Genomic DNA, 14818 nt, shown 5'->3' with positions numbered 1-14818 from the left:
GGTCACGGGGTGGTTCCAATCGTGGCGGCGCCGATGCTGGCCTCGTAGCCCACGACCACCGAACGCTCGGCGATGGCGATGAATTGGGTCTCGGCCAGCCTGGTAGCGGTGCGGACCTGCACCGGGTCGCGCCAGCCGTAGGTCTGACTGGTGGCAATCAGGGTGTCACCGAGTGGCGTCGCGTAGCCGGCGCCGAACACCCACCGGTGCCCGGCCGGTGTGCGTAGCACGCCGGGGTCGGTGGGCTCGGGCACAGCCATTCGGCGATCTACCGCCACCGCCAACAGGCCCACGCGAGCATGGATGAGTCCGACAGTTCCGATTGTCGAGAGTGCCTGATCGAGGTGACCCACTGCTGTCACGATGTCGGCCACGTCGGTCGGTGTGGCGGTATCGGTCAGCAGCCGGGTGGCGAATTCGGTTTCAACGGCGATCGGCGCCCGAATCGCGAACGTCTGCCGCGCCCGCTCGATGGCTCGCGCGCGGTCGAACTCGCTCAAGTTGCCGCATTGCTGCAGGCGGTCGAATGCCCAAACGGTCATGGCGACGAACGGGTCGGGGTTGTCGTCGGAGGACGGTGGCCCGGTCTTCACATCGTTGGCAGTGAGGTCGTCGGGGTCGGCACACCAGTCGGCACCCCAGACGCCGAACGAGCCGGGCTCGCGGTGGGTGCGCTGCTCGAACTGGACTCCGGCGGGTAGCCAGCGGGCGGCCTCGTCGGCTCCCGACTCTGCCCAGCGGGTCGCGGCTTCCAGCCCACCCGGCGCGGGCTCGGCCAGCGGTGCCTCGAACTCGATAGGACGGAATCCGGTGCTCGCGGTCATTGGGCGACTCTCATCTTGGTCAGGGTCTTTTCGGCGCGGGCAGTCTCGCGGCGCGCTTTGTTGGCGGCGTTCACGTCCTCGATGCTTGGCAGTGCCTGGCGAGCAGCGACTTTCGGGAGTCGTCGCTGCAGGTCCAGAGCGGCAGAGTCGAGCACCCGAAGTGCGGACTCCAGCCGCTCGCTGGCCGATGGCCCGGTAAGGCGCGGATCTTTCGGTGGCACCGCACGGCCCAAGTAGGCGGCGAAATCGTCAGCGTGCGGCGAAACGTGGTCGATCAGCAGCGCCGCCCAGGTGCCGGCGATGAGCATTTTGTCGTTGATCTGCGGCTCGCGTGGGCGTTGGGCCAGGTCGCGCGCGGCCTGTGCGGTGCGGGCATGGGCGGCCTTGTCGAGCTGGCGAGATTCGGCAAGCATTCCGACCACCGCTGAAAGCAGCTCGTGCACCGTGTCCGCAATCTCGTCGACCTCGAAACGCATCGCCACCGGCCGGGGGAGCGCAGTCATCTCATCGGCCAGCGGTATGACGATGGCGGCGACCTCGGCACTGAGATCGAAGGTGCCCGAGTAGTGGACGCGAAGCCAGGCCCGGCGGCGCCGGCGCTGCTCATCTTGTGACGGGGCCGGCGAAGGTGCTCCCGATGCCGGGGATTCGGTCGCGGACTGCGCCGGGCGGCGGCGGGTGAGGGCGGCCAGGTTCATGCCGACACCGCCGGGTGCGCGTGGCGCAGCATGTCGGCAAGGGCCGGGATGTGGTCAGGGTGGAGCTGGCCGCGCTCGGCGTCGATGACCCGCCGGCAGCGCCAGTAGGCAAGTGCCTGGTCGCACTCCCGAATCTCGGAGTCATCGAGCGCAGCGCCGTGGGAGAGCAGGGCAGCCCGGCGGGATTTCCAGCTAGACGGCGGGCGCAGCGAGGGTTCAACGGTGGTCGGTGAGCTCATGGGCGGCACGGTATTCCGCCAGGGTGCAAAGCAGTCGGGCAGCGATGCGGCCATTCGAGCCGGAAATTTTTGGTGAGTACGGGATAGGTTGGGCTCCAACTGGTTTCGCGTGCATCGAACGATCGGGGACGGGATGATGAGGGCATGTTTACAGAGAACGTTCGTACCTTGTCAGCCCCGCCGGCCCCCGCCCGTGCCTACGTCGACCCGATGGGCCGCACACAGTACGCGGTCGATGGGCCGCGCGGCACGTACCTGATCACCTGCCACCGGTCATGCGATCCGTGGGAGGTCTGGCGCAGTGACACCACCTATTCAGTTGCGCGGTGCGCCACGGTCGATCAGGCCGTCAAGGTCGCGGCTCGACGGGCGGGCGCCGCGGTGGCTCACCACGACGACATCGAGGCCGCCCGATGACCGCCCCGCGTCGCCGTCGCACCGCCCCGGTCGGTTCGGTCATCGCCTACACCCGAGTCAGCACCGATGAACAGGTCGCCAGCGGGGCCGGTCTGGAGGCGCAGCGCGCAGCCATCGCCGCTGAGGCTGACCGCCGCGGATGGCAAGTGATCGGCTGGTATGCCGATGAGGGGGTCAGCGGTGGTAAGGGTGTGGAGTGCCGCCCCGGCCTTGCCGCTGCTATCGAGGCCATCGAGGACGCCGAAGCCGCAGTGTTGATGGTGGCCAAGACTGACCGGGTGGCCCGTGGTCTGCGGACCTTGCTCGAAGTGATCGACCGCGTCGAGGCCGCGGGCGGTGCCGTCGTCTCGGTCGACGGCACGATCGACACCAGTAGCGCGGCCGGCCGGTTTCAGACGCAGATCATGGGCAGCGTGGCCGAACTCGAACGCGCGTTGATCTCCGACCGGACCAAGGCAGCGCTAGCAGTCAAACGTGCCCAAGGCGTGAGGCTTGGGGGTCCGTCTTCGGTCCCGCTGGCCGTCGTTGCCCGCATCATCGACGGGCGTGCACGCGGTGAATCGCTCACCGCCCTTGCTGCAGGACTCAACACCGAGGGCGTACCGACTGCGCGCGGCGGCGCCAGGTGGTACCCGAGCACGATCCGGGCCGTCATTCACGGGCAGGACGCCGAACGACTGCGCGCCGAACGCGCCGAGCTGGCTGAGGCCGAGGCGGTCGCATGATGCTCTGGGTCATCCTCGCCGCGATGTTCGCGTGGGTTCTGTTCGGTGCCGCCACCGGCCGACATTCGCACCCGTCGAGCGGCCGCCCTCGCCCACGGCGGCGGCGGATTCGGGGGCCGATAACCCTGATGATGGCCTGCATCCCTGGGCTATGACGCACCCAATCAACTGACCCGTCGCATCACCAGGTGCGGCGGGTCGGTCGCGTATAGGCCATTGGGTCGTAGCCACCGCCGCGCACGGAGCGCGCGAGCTGTGGGCGGCTGTTCTGGCCGGCGGGCTTTCGATCGCCCGTGAGGCCCGGAACTAGCGAGCGATCGGTGCCACCTACCTTGCGGGTCATCCATTCCGGCGGCGGCCGGTTCTCGCCGCGCTCAACGGGCGGGGCGAACGTGATGAGCTGGCCGGCGATGGGCGCCAATAGGTCGTGAGCAATTACCAGCGCGGCCAGGCTGTCGGGCTGGTGTTGGCTGGCCTGCCAGTGCACCGCCTTGTCCTCGAACTCGGGGAACTGGCCGGCCAATCGACAGGTGCCGACCTCCAGTGCTTGCAGCAGGGCTGACGACCGGGCGACCGCATCACCTCGGCGCGGGCTGCCCTTCGGCGGCCACCCGCTGACTCTGATGAATCGGTCGACCTGCGCCCGACTTAGTGCTTCCCGCACCACGCGAACGTAGGTCGTGCCCGAACTGAACGCTTCAACCGCAATCTCGGATGCACCCACGTCGACCGCCAGATCGACCGCTGCCCTGGCCCACTGTTCCGAGGTCATGTGAGCGGATACGTCGGCGATCATCGCGACCTGGCCGTCAGCCGTGAGGCAGGCCGCGACGACCCCGGCGGCGTCCCGCTCGCCGCTGTCGGCGGGGTCGACAGCCACCACGATCTTGACCGGGTGCTGTGGTGCGGCCGGCAGTCGCCACTGCTCAAGCCATTCCCGTTTGACTAGCCCGCCCTCGGGCGATGACGGGACACCCTGGAAAAGGGCGTACCAGGATCGCGACCCCACCGAGCGACGCAGGTCGTCGAACTGTTCGGCGGTGCGGCCCAACGCCGAGGTCATCGCGACACCAGCCGGTCGGCCCAGTACGTCGGGTATGCCGTCCTCGGCCACGGCGGGAATGTTGATATGGGTCCAGCGGTCGGGTTCGTCGTGGAGTAGTTGCCCGATCAGGTCGTCTTCGTGCCATCTGGTGCCGATAATCACAACGCTGCCGCCGGGATGGACACGGGTCAGCAGCGTTGACCGGAACTCAGCCACCACGCGGGCACGGCTGGCGGCGCTGTCGGCGTCTTGCGCGTTCTTGTGCGGGTCATCGACCAGCAGCAGCCCGGCGCCGAATCCGGTGATGCCCGAACCGATGCCCACCGCCAACAGCCCGCCGTCGTGTCCGTCCACTGTCCACCTGCCGGCGGATGTCTTATCTGCCGACAGTTCGACGCCGAGTAGGTCGGTGTGCTCTGCGATCAGCGCCCGCGCCGAACGGCTGTGCTCCCACGCAAGGCTGTCGGCATAGCTCGCCAGGATGATCCGCTCATCGGCGTTGCGGGACAGCGCGAACGCAGTACCGACCACGGCCACCGTGGTCGACTTCGATTCCCGTGGCGGGATGGTGACGATGACACGCTGGTCGGGGCGGTCGATCGCGTCGGCCAGCGCGGCGCTGATGATCGCAACGGCCGGGGTGATCCGGTAGCCGGGAACGATCCGCTTGCCCAGCTCAGCCGGGTTCGCAGGTCGCCGCCTATCTCGCACCGCCTGGACTACACGGGCAGCAGCCAGCGTGCGGATAGCGGCGGTACTCACGGGGCGAGGACGACGAGAGTGGCGCCGCCGTACTTGTCGGCGTCGATCTTGCCCTCCGCGCGCAACCGGCACAGCGCTCTAATGACCTGCCACGGTCGATAGCGCCGTGGCAGGCTCGCCCGAATCTCAGCCCACGCGACCGGCCCACCACCTTGGCCCGCAATGGCGGCCAGAATCTCGGCGTCGAGCTGTTCGAGGTCGGCAATCATGGCCGGTGTGCTCGGCGTGCTACTTGGGTCTGTCACGGTTGTCTCCTGATTTATCAGAATGCCTATCGGGGTCTGCATTGTCCTGTGCGGCAAGGTGGTTCGGCCCGATTTCGGGGCCGTGTAGCTCGCTGTCCGGCGATCCCGACCCGCCGGGGTCAGCGGATGGGGGCGGCGGTTCTAGTGCCGCTGCGACGCGCTCAGCCCGCAAGCGGGCCACCGATGCCCACTCGGCCAGCTCGCCGGCGGGCACACCATTGAGCGCGAGCACCTGGCGGGCAATGTCGACGTGCAGCGGCCAGAGCGGATCATCGGGGCCGACCACAACGCCGAACAGCTCGCGGCACTCCTCGGCGGCAGCGCGGCCCAACTCATCCGGGGCGATCTTGCCCGCGTTGATGTCCTCGGCCAGCCCGACCGCTGCCAACACGGCATCCCGCTTGGTCACTGCCGTCATGCTTCGATCACCTCCGCTTCGATCACGTTGTCGATGGCGAGCAGTCGACGCTTGGCGTCAGCGAGGATCGCGCTCGACGAGACGGCGACGTTCACGTCGACCTGTTGCGGGGCGCTGATCCCGGTCAGCTTCGCTCGGTCGGATACCAGAGCACGCAGCTCCCGGGACAGGCTCACCGCCACCTCGGCGTCGTGGCGACTGACTGCCGAGTCCAGCAGCGGCTGTAGTGCCTGTTCCTGCATCCGCAGCGATTCAGCGCTGGCTTCCCGGTCGACGACCCTGGTCAGAGGGTTAGCCGAACGCCGCCCGAGCAACCGTTCAACGCTTGACCTCGCACCGTGCCGAGACCGAAACCCCAGCTCATCGGCAATTTCCTGCCAGGTTAGACGCTTGGCCCGCAGCTGTAGCGCAGCCTCCGCCCGGGCTCGGCTGTCCCGGTGCGGCATCACCGGTGCCACGCGAAACCCCTTGCTGAACAGCGTGATCCGACGACGATTGACGTATTAACCCTGTTGCAGTTCAGTGTATTTCGGCAGGCCATGGTGTGCATTCTGGTAACAAGGGGTGCACTTGCCAGACCTCGCGGGATGCGGCACCGGTTTCGCAGCCACACCGCCCCACCTGGCAGCTTGTCCGCCCCTCGACGGGATCACCGGCACCGCAGCGGTCGGGGATTCCAGCTCGTCACCGTTGGAGTTCGTCACGCTGCCGCGCTCGCTCACCCCGCCAGTTCGCACCTTTGAGTTCAGTTCGTCACCTATAGACGAACTGACGAACTCAAATGAGGGCACCTCGTCAGTTAGTTCTGACGAACTGTGACGAACTGACGAACTAGCCATCATTCGACCCCATCGGTTCGGCTTGGTGGGCCGGGTAGGTCGAAAGGATCACCGGGTGCTGGCGCAAGAAGCAAGGAATTGCGCGGGCCGGGCGTGGCGATGATCGCGCCGTCGCTGATCGCCTTGTCAATGGTTGCCCGTGCTGCCTTCTGCGAGATGCGCTGGCCCTCCATCAGACGTTTAACGGCTGCGTTCTTCGACAGCGTGCCCGGTTCGCGCCGCACTAGGTCCATCAGCTCAGGCATGGCCGCTAGGGCGGTGGAATCCTTGCGGCTGCCACCCGAATAGGTCTGCCGCCGTGTTGCGGCGTCGTAGTCCAGCAGACCCTCGGCCACGTCGACATCACGACCCAACGCGGAGAAATACGACCGGCGGGTGCCGTCGTCGGCGTCGTCGCCGCGGACGATCTTCCACAGCGCATCAGGCCAGTCGAGCAACCGCGAGTCGCCGCGGGCGCGCTCGTTCTGGTGACCCATGTGGGTGACCACCAGGCCCTCGGTAGCGCCGATTTCGGCGAGCAGCGCATCGAAGGCCACCAGTAGCCGGCCGGCGTCTTTGTCCTCGGACAGCCCGAGGGAGTCCAGCACGGGCCGCAAACAATCGAGGATCACAACGTCGGCCCCGGCGAGCTGACGCGCCCAATGTGACCGGGTTGTTGGATCGGTGAGGTCGAATGTCGACAACGCACCGCGCAGCGGGACAACCGAGACCGCCCCGGTGTTTTGGATGCCCTGGTCGCGTAGCCAGCGGCGCAACATCCCCGTGTCGAGCTCAGTGTCGATGAGCGCGACCTTGCGCACCGTAGTGACGTTGAACCGGTCAAGGAACTGGCCGCCGTCGACCAGGGCGCGAACGACATTGCCGACCAAGGTCGACTTACCTGCCTTGTACGGCGCTGCCAGCAACACGCGGCCGGCCGTGGGCCACAGGTCCGCAATCCGGTAGGTCTGTTCGTCGTCGGGCTGTCCCAGCAGGTCGGCGAGGCTGACCGGCGCGGGCGGCGCGACCGCACAATCGCGGGCCGCGTTGATTCTGCGGGCACCCTCGCGGATGCGCTGCCGTTCGGCTTCGTGTTCCGTGGCTTCGCGCTCCCGAATGGCACCGATCTCAGTAGGTTCCAACCTGCGCAGTGCCTCAATCTGCGCGTCGGAAGCGCCGGCTTTGATTACTTCCGCGCCGGTGACGCGCAGCACTGGGGGATACCGGCGATCGCGCTCTGCGTTCCGGCATCCGATTCGCCAATGTAGATCGCGTGCCCATGTCTGCCCGCGCGGCAGAGTGTCGAGCGCGAACTGGTGGTACTTCCAGCGCGTCAGCCGGTCCGCGGTCGCTGCGGCGGTTGCTGACCGGGCACGCTGTGCTGCGTTAGCCGCTGGTGTATCGAACGGATTCGGTTCGGGCTCATGACCGTTGCGACGATTAGCCGCTGGTGATTCTGCACGGGTGCTCGCCTGCACGGTACTCTGAGACACGTTCATCCTCCTGGATGGCTAAGCACCGCCCCGAACCCCAGAGGCCAACTCAGATTCGGGGCGGTGCTGCTGTTTCTGCGGACTATTCAGCGGCGGCGGCAGTAGGGGTTGGCGTGATGGTGTTGGCGGCGATGTAGGCGGCTACGTCATCGGCCCGGTATCGGACCCGCCGGCCGAATTTCACGTAGGGCAGCCCAAGGCCCCGGCAGCGCTCGGTTTTCAGCGATGCGACGGGTAGGCCGGTCATCTCGGACACTTGGGCCTCGGTGAGCAGACGGGGAACAGTGGCGGTGGTCATCGGTGCGGTCGCCTCCTCCAGTTGACGTAATTGGTTGCGCCGGGGTGCTGATGGTTGCAAAGCAGGGTGCAATCACTGACCCGTCGCGTCGATCGCGGCCAACGCGGCGGCGCGTAGCTCGTCGTCGTCCACCGCGGTGTAACGCTGCGTCGTGGCCACGCTGGAGTGCCCGAGCAGACGTTGCACCGCCAACAGATTTCGACCACCGTGCCGGAACGCCCGCGTGGCGAAGCGGTGCCGCAGCTTGTGCATCGACAAGCCTGCCGGCAACGCCGCGGTGACCAGCTTGCCGACGTGCTGGGCACTCAGGTGCCCGTCCTCCTGGCCAGGGAACAGGTAACCGTCACCGGCTCCGAACGCGGCGAGCTCTGGAGTGTGGCCCCCCGCGCCGCGACGGATCGCGGTGGCCAGGTCGTCGCTGATCGGCACGACCCGCGTCCGTCCGCCCTTGCCGAGCACGCGCAGCGCTGGCCCGATATGGGTGTCTTCCAGGTCGCTCACGCGCACTTGGGCGACCTCGAGGCGGCGCAGACCGACCTCGGCCGCCAGGCGCAGCATGAGCCGTTCACGCGGCCCAACTGCGGCCAGTGCAGTCCGCCAGGCGCCGTCGGGTACCGGCTTCGGCACCGACGGCGGTATCCGCACGGCGGGCACCGCGTCGCCGAGGTCGACCGCAACACGGCCGGTCTGGTGACCCCATGCGAGAAAACCGTGTGCGGCGGCGCGGTAGAACCGCCTGGTCTCCGGTTTCCAGGTCTGCCGGCCGAACCACCCCACGAGCGTCTCGGCGGTCACGTCGGCGGGCGCACACCCCAGCTCGCGACCCAACCGCGCCAAGGCTTTACGCCGAGCCGCCACCGTACGGATCGACTGGCCGGCGGCGGCAAGGTGGGTGCAGTAAGCCGTGATCGCCTCCTGCCACGCCACGGGTGTGCGCGCTGGCGCCGGTCCCGACGCGCGGTGCTGCGCGTGGGCGGCAAGGTAGGCCTCGATGGTCGCGAGATCGCCCTTGGCTGTGATCTCGCCCTCGGCGCCGTAGAGCGTGATCGCCGTGCCGCGCTGCACCATTCGGAGGCCGAGCCGCCGGGACCGCTGGCGGACCATGCGCGCCCGATTCGTGGCGGTGCTGGTGGTCACCGGGCCACAGCCTTGAGTTCGATCGACTCAAGTTCATCGACGCGAAGGCCCGCAGGGTCAACGATCACCGCATCACCGACGACCGCCAGCAGATACCGGGGCGCTACGGAGGTAGCGAATACCTGCCCGTCCGTGATGGCGTAAGCGTGCTGGCGGTGATCGGCGAACCGGCGGGCGGTGGCCAAGCGGGTCGTCCACGCCATACCGATACGGGTGTCGATGGACTCGACAATCTCGGCGTACGGGTCGGCAGGTAGGCCGCTGGGGTCGACCTCAACCACGCGGCGGTTGCCGCCAAGGTGCAGCCACTGCGGAACGCAACCACGGAACAACCGTGGCGCCCTCACGGGCAACTCGGCGTGTCTGCCGTTGAGGCTGTAGCCGTTGGCGCGGAACAGGTCCACCCAATCGACGCGAGGCAGTGCCCGCTCGGGAATCCTGGTGCAGGACCACGCCGCAGCGACCACGCCGGCCATGTCGGGCCGGGCCAGGTTCAGCGTGCCCTCGGTGGCGAGGTCGAACAACATCGCCGGGGCGACGTAGTACCGCGCCAAGGCGGTGATGCACTGGTCGAGCGTTGCACGGTCCAGGTACTCGCCGTCGTAGTGGTGGCCGGCGGCATCCTCGTAGAGGCCGGCGGGCCAGTCGGGCCAGGTCCAGCGGCGGCGCTTTACCGGCAGCGGGGTCACGGGTGCATTCATTGGTAGCTCCTTCTCTCCTGATGGACTGGCGTTAGTTGTGGCGTTGGGGTCGGCGGGGCGGAGTTCAGAGGGGATGCGCCAAAGGGACCGGGCGCGATAGCCGGCGTCGGGGGAACCGCCGCGGGGGAGCGACCGCGCCCGGTCCCGGCTTAGCGGGTGCGCGGCGTCTCGGTGTTCTCGTCGAGCCACGACTTGATGTCGCTGGCGCGGTATCGAATGCGTCGGCCGTCGCGGATGAACTTCGGGCCGATGCCCTTGTGTCGTTCCTGGCCGAGCACGGCAACGGTGGTACCGCGATAGTCGGCCACCTGTTGCGGCGTCATCAGCGGATCAAGGGTGGTGGGAGATGTCATGCGGGTTGGCACCTTTCGCTCGCCGGCGTTAGAGAACTCGGCGGCGGGTGCAATCCCTACCTAGAGCGAAACAGTAACCACAGATGTAGTCTTTTGTAAAGGATTGATCTTACGTAATCTGGAATGAATTGTGCTGTGGGTGAACCTATTTGCCTACGCTGTACGGCATTGTGGAACGGCGAAGGGATCGCGTGACGTGGCCAGCACGACCAAGTACACGACCAAATCGGGTGCGGTGCGGTGGCGGGTTCAGTACCGCACGCCCGACAACCAACTGACCGGTGCACGGGGCTTCAAAACCAAGCGCGACGCTGAGGACTTCGCCGCGACGACCCACGTCAGCAAAATGCGGGGTGAGTACGTCGACCCCGCCGCTGCCAAGGTGACCGTCGGCGACCTCGGTCCCGACTGGCTGGCCCGCCGGACTCATCTCAAGCCGTCGAGCCGCCGCGTCGAGGAGGTCGCGTGGCGGGTGCACGTCGAGCCCAAGTGGGGCGGCGTCAAGCTGGCCGATCTGCGACACAGCGGCATACAGGCGTGGGTCGCCGCGATGGGCCGCGACATCACCGACGCTGACGGCAAGGTGATCAAGCGGGCGGCGGGGCCTGTGACCGTGATCCGTGCGTTCAACGTCCTGGCGGGCATCGTCGACGACGCGGTGCGGGATCGCCGCCTGCTGACCAATCCGGCCCGCGGGGTGAAGCTGCCGCGCAAGGTGAAGGGCGAGCATGAGTACCTGACCGATGATCAGGTCATGGCGCTGGCGGTCGAGTCGGGCCCGGATAAGGGCGTCATCGTTTTGGTGCTGGCCTATTGCGGCCTGCGGTGGGGCGAACTTGCCGGGCTGCACGTCGCCGACGTCGACACTCTGCGCCGGCGATTGCACGTCCGGCGCAACGCGGTGAACGTCGGTGGTGTGATCGAGGTTGGCACACCCAAGACGCACGAACGCCGGTCGATCCCATTCCCTCGTTTCCTCGCCGAGCCGTTGGCGAGTGCCTGCCGAGGTAAGGGCCGCGACGGGATTGTGTTCCCGGCGGCCGGGGGCGGCTACGCGAAGTCGCCAGGGGCGAGGACATGGTTCGAAGGGGCAGTGACCCGGTGCATCGCCGCCGCCGACAAGGCGCGAGCCGCCGAACTCAAGGCGCACCCGGACCGCGATCCCATCACGCCGGTGTTCCCGCGGATCACGCCGCACGACCTCCGGCACACCGCAGCCTCGCTGGCGGTGTCAGCCGGCGCGAACGTCAAGGCGGTGCAAAAGATGCTCGGGCACAAGTCCGCAGCAATGACGCTGGACACCTACGCGGACCTGTTCGACAGGGACGCCGAGGCCGTCGCCGATGCCCACGATCAACGTCTGGCCGGGGTCACGTTTCCAACGGATGTAGTCAATTTGTAGTCACGGGCGGTCGCGGAGACTTTGACGTCCGGTGAAATAAGCTCTTGACCTGCATGTCCAGTGTCAAGTTAATGGGTGCCCTCGGTGAGATTCGAACTCACACTGCACGGGTTTTGAAATGGTGAAATATGCGCTGAACTGGGCAAATGGTGTTTGGCGGGGGTTAGCGGGGATCGCCGAAAATTGGTGGCAATGTGCCACGCGCGCAAGCCGATTGACTGCCGAGAAGCGATGGCGGTCGACGGCGCTCGGTGAGGATCGTGCGGACTGCCTGCGGACTGGACGCCAGGCGGCCTCGCTGAATCCAGCCGTTCCGATCCGGTCCTGCCTGACCCGATTCTATGATCCGCTAGGCAAGACGCACGGGTAACGCTATGGAGGTCTTCGGAATGATTCGCGCAACGTTGCTCATCCTCGCTGCCGCAGCGGGCATCCTGTCAACGCCCATGACGCCGGTGGCCACCGCCGAGGTCGTTCCGTACCGAAACTGCACCGAAGCTCGGCAAAACGGGGACTGCGACATTCCTGCTACGTCTGACAAGTACCAGTCGAAGCTGGACCGCGACAACGACGGGCTCGGCTGCGAATGCTGACTGGGGATCGCCCTGGTCGCCGCCCCTATCACCGCATCCGCCCCTCGTTCAGTGGTCCGGAGTAGCCAGCGGTGACAGCTCGACAAAAAGGAGGATCAACCGGTGGACGACGCATGGCAGGTGGAGGAGGGAACCGGTTGGGTCCATGTGCCGGGGTTCGGCAAGATCGCCCCGCAACGAGACAACGTAGGGGGCGGACGGAACTATTTCACGGCTAAGACCAGTAATGACGAGTACGCCAAGGTGGCGGGAGACGCCATCACGGGAGGGCCTGAGTCCTGGTACTACGAGACCGACACCCCCTTTTTCTTGGCGGACTACAGCGGGCGCTGCGTTGAGGTTGAAATCTCGGTCCTGCAAGGGGGGCGCTATGCCGTGAAGTACCGGCCCGGATCCTGGCCCAGCGGGACACCCGGGGGCTGGTAGCAACCCGGACCTTCCGAAATTGTGCGCCAAGGCCGCACTGTGGGAGCCCATGACGTTTCCGGTCAAGCAGTATCCGCGTGATAGGTGGGTTGGCATGACGGAACAGGGAGGTGGTGACGTAACGATCCAGCCACAGGCAGCAATGCTGGTGGTCACCGGTGGAGTCCCTGCGGTGCGGATACGAGACTATCTAGCCTCGCAGCACTTGTGGACGGCTCGGAGGGAATCAGAGCTGTGCCGCCTGCGCGAGGACCGGATTGGTGTCTCCACCGAACTCGACCGTTGCCGACTTTCACACGCAACCAACACGGTACTTGCCGCCGTTGCATTCCTAGACGCGTTCATTGGCTCAGTCTGGCAGGACGCTGCAGATGGGGAGCGGAACCACCTAACCGCCAATATTCCTGATAGCGCACTTGCCGAGATGCGCAGGCTTTGGAAAGGCGATAAGAACGCCGAACGTAGGTACGGCATAGTAAAGAAATTTCAGACAGCACTCACCCTAAGTGGGCGGGATAGAATTCCCGAGCATGCGGATCTGCTTGAGTCCGTGAAGGTACTGGTTGAATTTCGAAATGCGCTTGTCCACTTCAAGCCAAGGTGGCGCGAGCACGGTAAAGACATTGACTTGGATAAGATCTTAAAGTCGAAGATTACTTCAGATCTTGCTTACCCGGCACATATGCAGCCATGGTTTCCCCATAAGCCGCTATCGGCTAAAAGCGCTCGGTGGGCGTGCGATACGGTCATCGCATTCACCCGAGATTGGCATAGCCGCATGGGAATGTCGGGAGATTTTGATAGCTACTATGTCGCCAGCGATCCATTCGAAATCGAATAGATGTTCGTGCGCTAGTAGCAAAAGGACAGTGCCCCGGCCCTTGCGGGACGGGGCACTGCCGGTCAGGGAAAGCCCATCAGCCTGTTTCCCTAACGGTCCGGGGACGTGAGTATGTCAGGGTAAGTGGAACCGACCAGCCCCCGTGGTTCTAGGTCGCCCGCCTTCGATGGCGGTTCAAGACCATCAGCTCGGGCAGGGTGAAACCGAACGCGTCGCCGTAGCGGACCTGTAACGCACCCATAGCCTCCTGCTGCAGACCCGCCGTGTTCATCAGCAGCCGTGCCGACGCCGACAAGATCACCGACGACAACTCATCGTTCGGTTCCCCATCGGTGAAACCAACGCCACGGGTGTGCGCTGACACCATGGCCTTAACCACGCCGATCACGGCAGTTGCCTGCGCAGCCGATACCGGGGTGCCGGTGTAGGCGGCTAGATCGTCGCCCGTGGGCATTAGGCGGCGTCGTAGAGACGAACCACACCGGCGGGGTTGACGAACCCGAACGACACACGGGCAGTTGCACGCACCTGCACGGCGTCGTAATCGAACGCCGCATCAAACGAGCGGGTGACCGTGGTACCGGTGCGCTGGACCACCAGAACCTGGCTGGCGTCTACGCCCCAGATGTTCCCGGCTGCCACGTCAGTGGACACCAGTACCGTGACGCCCGCCAAAGTGGTTCCGTCGCTGACGGAATCGAACAGGCCCACGTTGCTGGTGTCGGTCTGCTTTGCCTTAGCCAGGGCCAGGGCCACATCAGGGGCTAGCAGGAAGTGTGTCAGCGTCGCACCGTCTGCCAGCGCCGCCGCCTTGGCCTCATGGAACGGGTCCAGGCTGTCCAGGGTCACGGTTCCGGTGTCCACCACGTTCAGACCGGTCAGCGAAAGCAGGCCCTTGGGGCCGTTGGTCACGGTGTTGCCGAAGAACGCCGCGTCAATCTTTTTGGCGATGGACCGGGCCAGGGCCTGCCCAACCTGATCGGCAACAGCGGGATTGCTGTCCTCGGCTGCCTCGGTGGAGATTTGCGTCAGGCCCTTAACGGCCTTTGGCGTCACAACCAACTCATCCGTGGACGGATCGGTCAGCGAGATTTGAGTGTTTTCCGCATACCAGCCAACAGCCGGGTCGGCCGTCAGCATTGGGAACCTAATCGACTCGTTAGTGGTGGACACTAGCGTGCCCGCCTGAAACGCAATGCTTTTAGCTGCGATAACCTGATCAATCAGTTGGCCGTAAGCCTCAGGTGTCCATGCACCGGCCAGATTGCTATTTAGAACTGCCATTAGTGAAATGCCTTGCGGTGAAAAGTGTTAGGGACTCTCAACGCCACCGGGGCGGAGCAGCTAACGTCACCAGAACGTTGCGTAGCTACACTAATTATA

Annotated in this window: 20 protein-coding genes; 6 read left to right on the top strand and 14 right to left on the bottom strand. The window is 65.9% G+C overall.

Going from position 1 to position 14818, the window contains the following annotated elements:
- Positions 1-2: 2 nt before the first annotated feature.
- Genes RCP37_RS10975 through RCP37_RS10965 form a run of 3 tightly spaced genes read right to left on the bottom strand, consistent with a single transcriptional unit; the run spans position 3 to position 1761 of the window.
- Positions 3-824: a hypothetical protein gene (locus RCP37_RS10975; protein ID WP_308486858.1), complete on the bottom strand. Its 822-nt coding sequence runs from the start codon at positions 822-824 to the stop codon at positions 3-5.
- A complete protein-coding gene (locus tag RCP37_RS10970; protein ID WP_308486857.1) occupies positions 821-1522 on the bottom strand; it encodes a hypothetical protein in 702 nt (233 codons plus the stop codon). Before RCP37_RS10970 ends, RCP37_RS10975 begins: the two co-directional genes overlap by 4 nt.
- Complete coding sequence (locus RCP37_RS10965; protein ID WP_308486856.1) at positions 1519-1761, bottom strand: hypothetical protein; 243 nt, start codon at positions 1759-1761, stop codon at positions 1519-1521. Before RCP37_RS10965 ends, RCP37_RS10970 begins: the two co-directional genes overlap by 4 nt.
- A 168-nt stretch (positions 1762-1929) precedes the next feature.
- Here RCP37_RS10965 and RCP37_RS10960 point away from each other — a divergent pair, with 168 nt between their 5' ends.
- Positions 1930-2178 (top strand): hypothetical protein, encoded by a 249-nt coding sequence (locus tag RCP37_RS10960; protein WP_308486855.1) that lies wholly within the window; start codon positions 1930-1932, stop codon positions 2176-2178.
- On the top strand, positions 2175-2903 hold the full coding sequence (locus tag RCP37_RS10955) for a recombinase family protein (protein WP_308486854.1): 729 nt from the start codon (positions 2175-2177) through the stop codon (positions 2901-2903). Before RCP37_RS10960 ends, RCP37_RS10955 begins: the two co-directional genes overlap by 4 nt.
- 181 nt (positions 2904-3084) lie before the next feature.
- Here RCP37_RS10955 and RCP37_RS10950 read toward each other — a convergent pair whose 3' ends face one another.
- The 9 genes from RCP37_RS10950 to RCP37_RS10910 form a co-directional block, all read right to left on the bottom strand.
- Positions 3085-4710 (bottom strand): hypothetical protein, encoded by a 1626-nt coding sequence (locus tag RCP37_RS10950; protein ID WP_308486853.1) that lies wholly within the window; start codon positions 4708-4710, stop codon positions 3085-3087.
- Positions 4707-4955 (bottom strand): hypothetical protein, encoded by a 249-nt coding sequence (locus RCP37_RS10945; protein ID WP_308486852.1) that lies wholly within the window; start codon positions 4953-4955, stop codon positions 4707-4709. The genes RCP37_RS10950 and RCP37_RS10945 overlap by 4 nt, the downstream gene beginning before the upstream one ends.
- A complete protein-coding gene (locus RCP37_RS10940) occupies positions 4939-5373 on the bottom strand; it encodes a flagellar hook-length control protein (protein ID WP_308486851.1) in 435 nt (144 codons plus the stop codon). The genes RCP37_RS10945 and RCP37_RS10940 overlap by 17 nt, the downstream gene beginning before the upstream one ends.
- Positions 5370-5615, bottom strand: a complete 246-nt coding sequence (locus RCP37_RS10935) for a hypothetical protein (RefSeq protein ID WP_308486850.1) — start codon at positions 5613-5615, stop codon at positions 5370-5372. The genes RCP37_RS10940 and RCP37_RS10935 overlap by 4 nt, the downstream gene beginning before the upstream one ends.
- Before the next feature lie 596 nt (positions 5616-6211).
- Complete coding sequence (locus RCP37_RS10930; protein WP_308486849.1) at positions 6212-7405, bottom strand: AAA family ATPase; 1194 nt, start codon at positions 7403-7405, stop codon at positions 6212-6214.
- A gap of 361 nt (positions 7406-7766) precedes the next feature.
- The gene (locus RCP37_RS10925; RefSeq protein ID WP_308486848.1) at positions 7767-7982 is read right to left on the bottom strand and encodes a helix-turn-helix transcriptional regulator; all 216 of its coding nucleotides are present in this window, start codon (positions 7980-7982) and stop codon (positions 7767-7769) included.
- Positions 7983-8054: 72 nt separating this feature from the next.
- Entirely contained in the window at positions 8055-9119 is a 1065-nt protein-coding gene (locus RCP37_RS10920) for a tyrosine-type recombinase/integrase (RefSeq protein ID WP_308486847.1), read from the bottom strand.
- Entirely contained in the window at positions 9116-9820 is a 705-nt protein-coding gene (locus tag RCP37_RS10915; RefSeq protein ID WP_308486846.1) for a hypothetical protein, read from the bottom strand. The genes RCP37_RS10920 and RCP37_RS10915 overlap by 4 nt, the downstream gene beginning before the upstream one ends.
- 149 nt (positions 9821-9969) lie before the next feature.
- Positions 9970-10173, bottom strand: coding sequence for a helix-turn-helix transcriptional regulator (locus RCP37_RS10910; protein WP_308486845.1), 204 nt, complete (start codon positions 10171-10173; stop codon positions 9970-9972).
- Positions 10174-10369: 196 nt separating this feature from the next.
- Between RCP37_RS10910 and RCP37_RS10905 the strand changes: the two genes are divergently transcribed.
- From RCP37_RS10905 to RCP37_RS10890, 4 genes are all read left to right on the top strand, one after another.
- Entirely contained in the window at positions 10370-11575 is a 1206-nt protein-coding gene (locus RCP37_RS10905; protein WP_308486844.1) for a tyrosine-type recombinase/integrase, read from the top strand.
- 389 nt (positions 11576-11964) lie between these two features.
- A complete protein-coding gene (locus RCP37_RS10900) occupies positions 11965-12168 on the top strand; it encodes an excalibur calcium-binding domain-containing protein (protein WP_308486843.1) in 204 nt (67 codons plus the stop codon).
- Positions 12169-12270: 102 nt separating this feature from the next.
- Positions 12271-12594 carry a hypothetical protein gene (locus RCP37_RS10895; protein ID WP_308486842.1) on the top strand — a complete coding sequence of 108 codons (324 nt, stop codon included), beginning with the start codon at positions 12271-12273 and terminating at the stop codon, positions 12592-12594.
- 94 nt (positions 12595-12688) lie between these two features.
- On the top strand, positions 12689-13435 hold the full coding sequence (locus RCP37_RS10890; RefSeq protein WP_308486841.1) for a hypothetical protein: 747 nt from the start codon (positions 12689-12691) through the stop codon (positions 13433-13435).
- 148 nt (positions 13436-13583) lie between these two features.
- Here the strand turns inward: RCP37_RS10890 and RCP37_RS10885 are convergent, their stop codons facing one another.
- Positions 13584-13889 carry a hypothetical protein gene (locus tag RCP37_RS10885; RefSeq protein WP_308486840.1) on the bottom strand — a complete coding sequence of 102 codons (306 nt, stop codon included), beginning with the start codon at positions 13887-13889 and terminating at the stop codon, positions 13584-13586.
- Positions 13889-14719, bottom strand: a complete 831-nt coding sequence (locus RCP37_RS10880) for a phage major capsid protein (protein WP_308486839.1) — start codon at positions 14717-14719, stop codon at positions 13889-13891. Before RCP37_RS10880 ends, RCP37_RS10885 begins: the two co-directional genes overlap by 1 nt.
- Positions 14720-14818 lie beyond the last annotated feature (99 nt).

The sequence above is a fragment of the Mycolicibacter sp. MU0102 genome, from assembly GCF_963378105.1.
Lineage (GTDB): Bacteria > Actinomycetota > Actinomycetes > Mycobacteriales > Mycobacteriaceae > Mycobacterium > Mycobacterium holstebronense.
This window is presented reverse-complemented; position numbering and strand designations above follow the sequence as displayed.

Coding starts and splice junctions, on each gene's coding strand:
- RCP37_RS10935 (WP_308486850.1), bottom strand. CDS start 5,615: ATGCAGGAACAGGCACTACAGCCGCTGCTGGACTCGGCAGTCAGTCGC.
- RCP37_RS10965 (WP_308486856.1), bottom strand. CDS start 1,761: ATGAGCTCACCGACCACCGTTGAACCCTCGCTGCGCCCGCCGTCTAGC.
- RCP37_RS10910 (WP_308486845.1), bottom strand. CDS start 10,173: ATGACATCTCCCACCACCCTTGATCCGCTGATGACGCCGCAACAGGTG.
- RCP37_RS10975 (WP_308486858.1), bottom strand. CDS start 824: ATGACCGCGAGCACCGGATTCCGTCCTATCGAGTTCGAGGCACCGCTG.
- RCP37_RS10925 (WP_308486848.1), bottom strand. CDS start 7,982: ATGACCACCGCCACTGTTCCCCGTCTGCTCACCGAGGCCCAAGTGTCC.
- RCP37_RS10915 (WP_308486846.1), bottom strand. CDS start 9,820: ATGAATGCACCCGTGACCCCGCTGCCGGTAAAGCGCCGCCGCTGGACC.
- RCP37_RS10955 (WP_308486854.1), top strand. CDS start 2,175: ATGACCGCCCCGCGTCGCCGTCGCACCGCCCCGGTCGGTTCGGTCATC.
- RCP37_RS10880 (WP_308486839.1), bottom strand. CDS start 14,719: ATGGCAGTTCTAAATAGCAATCTGGCCGGTGCATGGACACCTGAGGCT.
- RCP37_RS10940 (WP_308486851.1), bottom strand. CDS start 5,373: ATGACGGCAGTGACCAAGCGGGATGCCGTGTTGGCAGCGGTCGGGCTG.
- RCP37_RS10890 (WP_308486841.1), top strand. CDS start 12,689: ATGACGGAACAGGGAGGTGGTGACGTAACGATCCAGCCACAGGCAGCA.
- RCP37_RS10970 (WP_308486857.1), bottom strand. CDS start 1,522: ATGAACCTGGCCGCCCTCACCCGCCGCCGCCCGGCGCAGTCCGCGACC.
- RCP37_RS10885 (WP_308486840.1), bottom strand. CDS start 13,889: ATGCCCACGGGCGACGATCTAGCCGCCTACACCGGCACCCCGGTATCG.
- RCP37_RS10900 (WP_308486843.1), top strand. CDS start 11,965: ATGATTCGCGCAACGTTGCTCATCCTCGCTGCCGCAGCGGGCATCCTG.